The organism is Arenibacter amylolyticus, assembly GCF_002150785.1.
Lineage (GTDB): Bacteria > Bacteroidota > Bacteroidia > Flavobacteriales > Flavobacteriaceae > Arenibacter > Arenibacter amylolyticus.
Map to the genome: position 1 here is coordinate 60,523 of NZ_MTAZ01000018.1, position 6,532 is coordinate 67,054.

8 protein-coding genes are annotated in these 6,532 nt (G+C 40.9%); 5 read left to right on the forward strand and 3 right to left on the reverse strand.

The genetic code is table 11. The features are described from left to right. The first annotated feature begins 2 nt into the window (after positions 1-2). From BV214_RS08705 to BV214_RS08720, 4 genes are read left to right on the forward strand one after another with little or no spacing between them, the layout of a single operon-like run. Positions 3-614: an LUD domain-containing protein gene (locus tag BV214_RS08705; RefSeq protein WP_086477117.1), complete on the forward strand. Its 612-nt coding sequence runs from the start codon at positions 3-5 to the stop codon at positions 612-614. A gap of 1 nt (position 615) precedes the next feature. Continuing rightward, entirely contained in the window at positions 616-1,419 is an 804-nt protein-coding gene (locus BV214_RS08710; RefSeq protein ID WP_086477118.1) for a phosphatidate cytidylyltransferase, read from the forward strand. Beyond that, entirely contained in the window at positions 1,409-2,071 is a 663-nt protein-coding gene (locus tag BV214_RS08715) for a phosphatidylserine decarboxylase family protein (RefSeq protein WP_086477119.1), read from the forward strand. The genes BV214_RS08710 and BV214_RS08715 overlap by 11 nt, the downstream gene beginning before the upstream one ends. 1 nt (position 2,072) lies before the next feature. Further along, positions 2,073-2,342 carry an acyl-CoA-binding protein gene (locus BV214_RS08720; RefSeq protein WP_086477120.1) on the forward strand — a complete coding sequence of 90 codons (270 nt, stop codon included), beginning with the start codon at positions 2,073-2,075 and terminating at the stop codon, positions 2,340-2,342. 273 nt (positions 2,343-2,615) lie between these two features. On the opposite strand, the gene BV214_RS08725 is transcribed toward BV214_RS08720, so the two are convergent. Together BV214_RS08725 and BV214_RS08730 are read right to left on the reverse strand one after the other, a co-directional pair. Next, entirely contained in the window at positions 2,616-3,926 is a 1,311-nt protein-coding gene (locus tag BV214_RS08725; protein WP_086477121.1) for a sterol desaturase family protein, read from the reverse strand. Positions 3,927-4,035: 109 nt separating this feature from the next. Then, positions 4,036-4,629: a hypothetical protein gene (locus BV214_RS08730; protein WP_086477122.1), complete on the reverse strand. Its 594-nt coding sequence runs from the start codon at positions 4,627-4,629 to the stop codon at positions 4,036-4,038. Between the two features lie 247 nt (positions 4,630-4,876). Between BV214_RS08730 and BV214_RS08735 the strand changes: the two genes are divergently transcribed. Then, positions 4,877-5,221 carry a HopJ type III effector protein gene (locus tag BV214_RS08735; RefSeq protein ID WP_086477123.1) on the forward strand — a complete coding sequence of 115 codons (345 nt, stop codon included), beginning with the start codon at positions 4,877-4,879 and terminating at the stop codon, positions 5,219-5,221. 97 nt (positions 5,222-5,318) lie between these two features. On the opposite strand, the gene BV214_RS08740 is transcribed toward BV214_RS08735, so the two are convergent. Further along, on the reverse strand, positions 5,319-6,335 hold the full coding sequence (locus BV214_RS08740) for a Gfo/Idh/MocA family oxidoreductase (protein ID WP_086477125.1): 1,017 nt from the start codon (positions 6,333-6,335) through the stop codon (positions 5,319-5,321). Between the last annotated feature and the right edge of the window lie 197 nt (positions 6,336-6,532).

Sequence of the window (6,532 nt, forward strand, 5' to 3'; positions counted from 1 at the left end):
TAATGGATTTGTTTAAAAAACTTTTTGGGGGAGGCAAAAAACAAGTTTCCAAGGAAACAAAGGAGACTAGAGGGCAGCATATGCCCGATCTACAGATCCCCGTAGACGAAAAGTTCACCATAAACTTTAAAAGCAATGGAGGTAAATTCCTTTATTGCGATTCCATTGAAGAGGTATACGGCCATTTAGACAATATTATTATAGAAAATCAATGGCAAGACCAGACGTTTTTCACAATGGATAAGCGTTTGGAAGAAAAGTTCTCTAAACAAGACGTTACTTTTACGGATCAACCCAGTAAAAGTAACGTCTTTTTTACTACCTGCGAACACCTAATTGGTCAAGATGGCTCCATATTGGTTTGCTCTAATCAACTACGGGAAAGAAAGCTAAATGAGCTTCCTTCCAATTTAATCGTTTTTGCCACCACTAGCCAATTGGTAGAATCCATTCAGGAGGGATTAAAAACAATCAACAAGAAGTATAAAAAGCAAATTCCGGCCAATATCACAACCATTAAACATTTTATGCCCACCAATGAAAACTCTGATGATTTCTTAACTTACGGAAGTAGTTCTAAAAATCTATATCTATTACTTCTGGAAGACTTATAATATGAAGGAAATTTTAAGGCGGTTACTCACAGGCGCTGTATTTGTTATTTTACTTTTATCGGCCATATTTTTAAGTTCCGATGCATTCGACTTCCTGTTTATGACCTTCGGTCTTATTTGCCTCTACGAATACAAACGTATGGTAAAGCTTAGAGGTTACCACGTCTTTATAGCCTACCTAGGATTGTGGTGGGCCTTTATCTATCTTGTTCAAGATAAGATTCTCATTAATATTTTGATGTTCGCAACAATAACAGTTAATTTTGCATTGTTATTTTATTTGTTTTCTGGAAAGGAAAAATTGTTCAACAACCTTCAAAAATTCTTAATAGGATTATTTTATATAGGTGGTGGATGTATCTTCCTAACCATGATTCCATATAAGGACAGTGATTTTGCACAATTTCTGATCATGGGTATTTTTATCTTGATCTGGGTGAATGATTCATTTGCTTACTTGGTAGGAAAAAGTGTGGGTAGAACAAAGTTATACCCCTCAGTTTCGCCTAAAAAGACCATAGAAGGTACCGTGGGAGGATACGTATTTGCGTTAATTGCTGCATATTTCATGTCCAAATACGAAACCAATGTTTCCCTTATCCAATGGCTGATCCTGGCATCGGTTATTGTAGTAGCAGGAAGCTTGGGAGACTTGGTTGAATCCAAGTTTAAAAGAGCAGCCGGAGTAAAGGACAGCGGAGCCATTTTACCAGGCCATGGAGGTATGTTAGATCGTTTGGATAGTTTGGTTTTTGCCGCACCATTTGCATATTTAACTTTAACAATGTTTAAGAATGTTTCATAAAGAAGGACAGAAGATTATTGTAACCACGTTTATACTGGTTTGTTCGGTTGTTTTGTTGGCTCATTATTTTATTGATATCAACTGGCTAAAACTGGGGCTACAGATTGGGGCATTGATTACCCTAATTATGATCCTTCAATTTTTTAGAAATCCCACCCGCAAAAGCACTAATAATTTTGACCACATCATAGCACCGGTAGATGGGAAGGTAGTGGTTATAGAAGAAGTAGAGGAAACAGAATACTTTAAGGACAAACGCCTACAAGTCTCTATTTTTATGTCACCTATTAACGTACATGTCACCCGTTATCCTGCTACGGGAGTTATTAAATTCTCCAAATACCATCCGGGTAAATTTTTGGTTGCCTGGCATCCAAAATCCAGCGAAGAGAATGAGCGAACCACGGTAGTACTTAATACTCCAAAGTTTGGGGATATTCTTTACCGCCAGATTGCTGGTGCATTGGCCCGTAGAATAGTAAACTACGCGGAAGTTGGCGAAAGCGTTCACCAAGGGGAAGACGCAGGATTTATTAAATTTGGCTCCAGAGTAGATTTGTTCCTACCCTTAGATAGCGCTATATGCGTTCAACTGGGTCAAAAGGTCATTGGAGCTAAAACATGCATAGCAACCACTAAGGTTGAGGAATAACATGGAAACGGAAAGTAAACTACATAAGGAATTTTTGGAGGCGGTAAACTTTGTAAACGATTACACGGATCCGCTACCAGCAGATTTATTGCTTAAGTTATACGCCTATTTCAAGATTGCTAACCGCAACTTTAGTCACCCGGGCAGCAGAACCCCTTTAATTAATGCCTTTAAGGCCAATGCTCTTATACAGGCCAAAAATGTGGGAATGGAAGAAGCCATGCAAAAGTATATTGCCTTGGTTAATCAAGAAATAAAAGCCAAACTTTAATGAACTACTGCCCGCTTAGGATATTATTGAATCCTGAGCTTAGGATGGTTTCATTAAAATTACCTATAATGAATTTACCCTACAATCTCTTTTATTAGCCTATTCCTAAAGTATATATGAGGCCATGCATAGCTCACGGGGTATTGAGGCTAATACAGGGCCTATAATCCAATTTTAAGGCCTTCTAACACAACTTCCGTATTTACCAATACTAACTAGCCTTCTATCTTAATGCGACCAAACTACCCCCTAGAAAACAGGCGGGAGTTCTTTCTACATTACTCCAAGCTTCTCTTCTTTTGGATGCTGCTCCTGCTCCGCTTGAAGGGTGTTTTTCCCTTCCCTAGGTTCCAAAAACGTAAAATAGACTCCGCCTAGGATAGTTCCTATAAAATAAACCAGCATCCCTAATTCGGCGCCGTATAAATAACCGCCCAATCCAAACCAATCCCCATAGAGTCCTAGCCAGGCAATACCTGCAAGACCCCTCCCCGCTTCTATCCATACGGCTTGCTTTTTTCCATCCATAAGGGTCGTATACCCATAGATCCCCACAAAAATAAATCCGCTGAACCACAAAAGACCTTCAAATCCTATAGCCCCATAATTATAAAACATAAACATCATGAGCAGCAAACTCAGAATCATCTGTAAAACCGAATACACCTTCAATGCTATTGTTGCTTTTGGGCTGTATCGCTTAAACTGATACACATCTTTTATACCCTCCACCGGATGAGATAGTATCACATCGGCAGGCCTCCAACCGGTGGGCATAAACCAAATGCGTATTTTATCCCAATAGCTACTAGTATACCAAGCATCCTTTATCATTCGCCATAAATGCTGGAAGTTGATCAGAATTGGATTCCACGTAGCCGCCGGCTTAAGCACCCCGTATTGTGGGGGCACCTCCTCCAACTCCTCCTGAAAGGTACCAAACATGCGGTCCCAAATACAAAGTATCTGACCTAAATTCTTATCTATATATTCCGGATTAATGGCATGATGCACCCTGTGTTGGGAAGGGGTGACCAACACATACTCTAACCACCCCATTTTATTAATATGTCTCGTGTGATACCAAAATTGGGCAAACAAGTGAATAGGAGCCAACACCGCGATAACCTTATGCGGCACCCCCAATAAGGCGGCGGGAATAAGCAATATTGAAAAATAGCCTATCAAATTAGAAATTGGCTGTCGTAAGGCACAGGCCAAATTAAACTCTTCGCTACTATGGTGAATAACATGCTGGTTCCAGAAAATGTTCACTTTATGGCTCAGCCTATGATTCCAATACCCAGCAAAATCGAGCACCAGAAAAGCAACCAGCCAAACCAACCAAGTAGCCTTAATTTCCGTTATTGCCAAGTGCTTCAATAAAAACGGATAGGAAACCACGATTAGGGCAAGCCCTAAAGAGTCCTTAATAATATTTGTGAGACCAGAACTAATGCTAGAAACCGTATCCATCACCTTATGCATCTGCTTTTTCACAAAAAAGCCATACCCTATCTCTAGGGCAAGTAGCACTACAAAAAACGGAATGGCATATAAGAGGGCGGTAGCATAAGTTTCCATAACATCATTTTAACACTTTCAAATATAATAAAAACGATCCTACCAAACACTTCACCCTCAACAGGATAAACCATCTAGCATCTTACTATTCTTACTATACTAGCGATCCCTAATTGAAGGGCCCTACCATGATATGCGCCCTATGGGTACCAGGATCCATTAACCATGGCATCCCTGGAGCATGCGGCTTGGCAGGCAAGCCAGTAGATTCTACCGTTGCAAAGGGGGTATAGATCACATATCTAAATTTGCCATTTTCTAAACTACCGGTCTTGGGATCATAATCCTCCGATTTCCCGTAATACACATAGAGCATACTTGGCTCCCCAGGCATTTTTAAAGCCCCAGAGGCAATTTCGTTCCCCCTAATCTCCCTAATCTCAGCTACTGTCTTCCCTTGAGCGGACAGCTCCCTACCACGGGCCATAAAGGGATCTAGTTGGGAGAAATAACAGCTTACGCTAACACCATCCTTCATGGGATTATCCGCAATACATACCAAGTTATTGGTGCCTTTCCGCAATACGGTCATCTTTCCCTCGGCATCATACCCATAAACCATGGCTCCCTCCTTGTTGTCCTCGGAAAGCGGGAGAAGCGCTGTTTTAATTTGTATGTCCCTATGAAGAATTTGGGTGGTAGATTTCTGTCCCATCATGGGCGCTGCCATCAGCAGTAAGCAACTTACTAATAAAGATTTCATAATGCGCTTTTATTTAGTTTAACTAATGATTTTCATATCTATCCTTGTCCCATCCGTTTACACAGACCTCAGAAAACCAAACATTCTAAAGAATCCTAAGCAAATGGATAGATGTATTACCTAAAGATAAAGATATTTAGCTAAGGCTAGCCATTTTAGCCGGCAAATTCCCACAAGAGAATAGGCAGGCCTATTTAATTAATTAGTATGCCTTACATTTGCCGTTAGAACAGCTATTTTTCACACCATGACAATCAGTAAATTTTTAGAAGAGTTAAGAAACAACCCAAAAGGAATTGCATTTGAAGACACCATGCAGCTTATAGACACCTATTACAATTTTGAGCCTAGTGCTTTTAAAAATGGCGACATCCATAATGAGCTTGGCCAGAATAACGGCTCCTGTAAGATATTTTCCTTTGCGCAACTCCAAAATTTAAACCAGGAAGAAACCCTGGCCTGTTTTGGGAAATTTTACCGTGAAGACGTACTCCAAACCCCGGAAGGCGACGATCATCAAAACATCCGCAATTTTATGAAGACTGGATGGGAAGGAATAAGTTTCGATAAAAACGCCCTAACCCTTAAATAAACAGGGACTGCCCCCTGTTTAAAAAAGCTTTCCTGGAAATTCAATAATCAAACATACTAGCTGAGCCGTGGTTCGCTACCACGGATCAGCTTAATAGCTAGGCTTCCAATATTTCCAATTGCTGAAGAATGTCTTCCTCACTTACCGGATATGGAACTTCATTAACTATGGACTGATATACGGCATCAAACAAGTGGAGGTAATTAGAAGTGATAGGCGTTGTATTCTCCTCCTTCTTTCTCCCCTCCTCATCTACGGTATATAAGACCCCACTTTTATCGGCCTCTTCCACTCCAAAGTCAGGAGCATCGGGAGCAATACCAGCCAGCAGCTGGGTTTCCTGAATATCTGTTCGTTGTTTTATATAAGAGCCCTTAGTGCCGTGTAAGACAAAGGAGGCTTGGGGCTGCACTACCAACATACTGGCGGTTATGAATACCTGAAAACCATCTGGATACAATAGGTGGATATGTGCATAATCGTCTACTTGGGTTTGGGGACGGAATTGTCCGATGTGCTTTCTCCACTCCTTAGGGTGTCCAAAAAGCGCTATTGCCGCATCCAACAAGTGAGGCCCTAGATCATATAACAAACCACTCCCAGGCACTGGTGTCTCCTTACCCACTTTGGGGCCAATATGATACCTATACCTATCGTACCTCAGATGTGCCTCTACTAGCGGGCCCAACCTCCCCGATTCTAACACCTCTTTAACGGAGAGGAAATCGCTATCGTATCGCCTATTCTGATATGGAAGCACCTGCTTCCCTTTTTTACGCGCTAAGGCAAACAACTCCCTAGCTTCTTCAGTAGTGACACAGAAAGGCTTTTCCACTAAGACGTGTTTATCTGCATTTAACGCCTTAAGCGCAAAATCATAATGAGTATAATTAGGCGTATTTACCACCACTAACTCAATTTCGGGATCTGCCAACAACGCCTCTACACTATTGTAACTTTTTATATCTGGATAAAGCTCCTTTGCTTTCTTGGTAGTTCTTTCTACCACGGCGCTAAGCTTAAAGCCATCATGCACTTCTAAAAAGGGTGCCTGAAAAAGTTTACCAGACATCCCGAAAGACAGTATACCCGTATTAATGATTTTCGTTGCCATAGGGTTTATTCTTTTTTCCGTTAAAGTAATTTCCCCCAATTAACTTAAATTATGGCTGTCTTCCAAAATTATTTGTATTTCTCCTCCCCGTGAACTTTTACAACTTTCCGATAAGCAGGAATCAAAATCAACAAAAAAGGGGATTAGACCCTCTAAATCGAGTAGGAAGGTAGCCATTATTTGGCTACCTGTCCTCT

Coding starts and splice junctions, on each gene's coding strand:
- BV214_RS08705 (WP_086477117.1), top strand. CDS start 3: ATGGATTTGTTTAAAAAACTTTTTGGGGGAGGCAAAAAACAAGTTTCC.
- BV214_RS08710 (WP_086477118.1), top strand. CDS start 616: ATGAAGGAAATTTTAAGGCGGTTACTCACAGGCGCTGTATTTGTTATT.
- BV214_RS08715 (WP_086477119.1), top strand. CDS start 1,409: ATGTTTCATAAAGAAGGACAGAAGATTATTGTAACCACGTTTATACTG.
- BV214_RS08720 (WP_086477120.1), top strand. CDS start 2,073: ATGGAAACGGAAAGTAAACTACATAAGGAATTTTTGGAGGCGGTAAAC.
- BV214_RS08725 (WP_086477121.1), bottom strand. CDS start 3,926: ATGGAAACTTATGCTACCGCCCTCTTATATGCCATTCCGTTTTTTGTA.
- BV214_RS08730 (WP_086477122.1), bottom strand. CDS start 4,629: ATGAAATCTTTATTAGTAAGTTGCTTACTGCTGATGGCAGCGCCCATG.
- BV214_RS08735 (WP_086477123.1), top strand. CDS start 4,877: ATGACAATCAGTAAATTTTTAGAAGAGTTAAGAAACAACCCAAAAGGA.
- BV214_RS08740 (WP_086477125.1), bottom strand. CDS start 6,335: ATGGCAACGAAAATCATTAATACGGGTATACTGTCTTTCGGGATGTCT.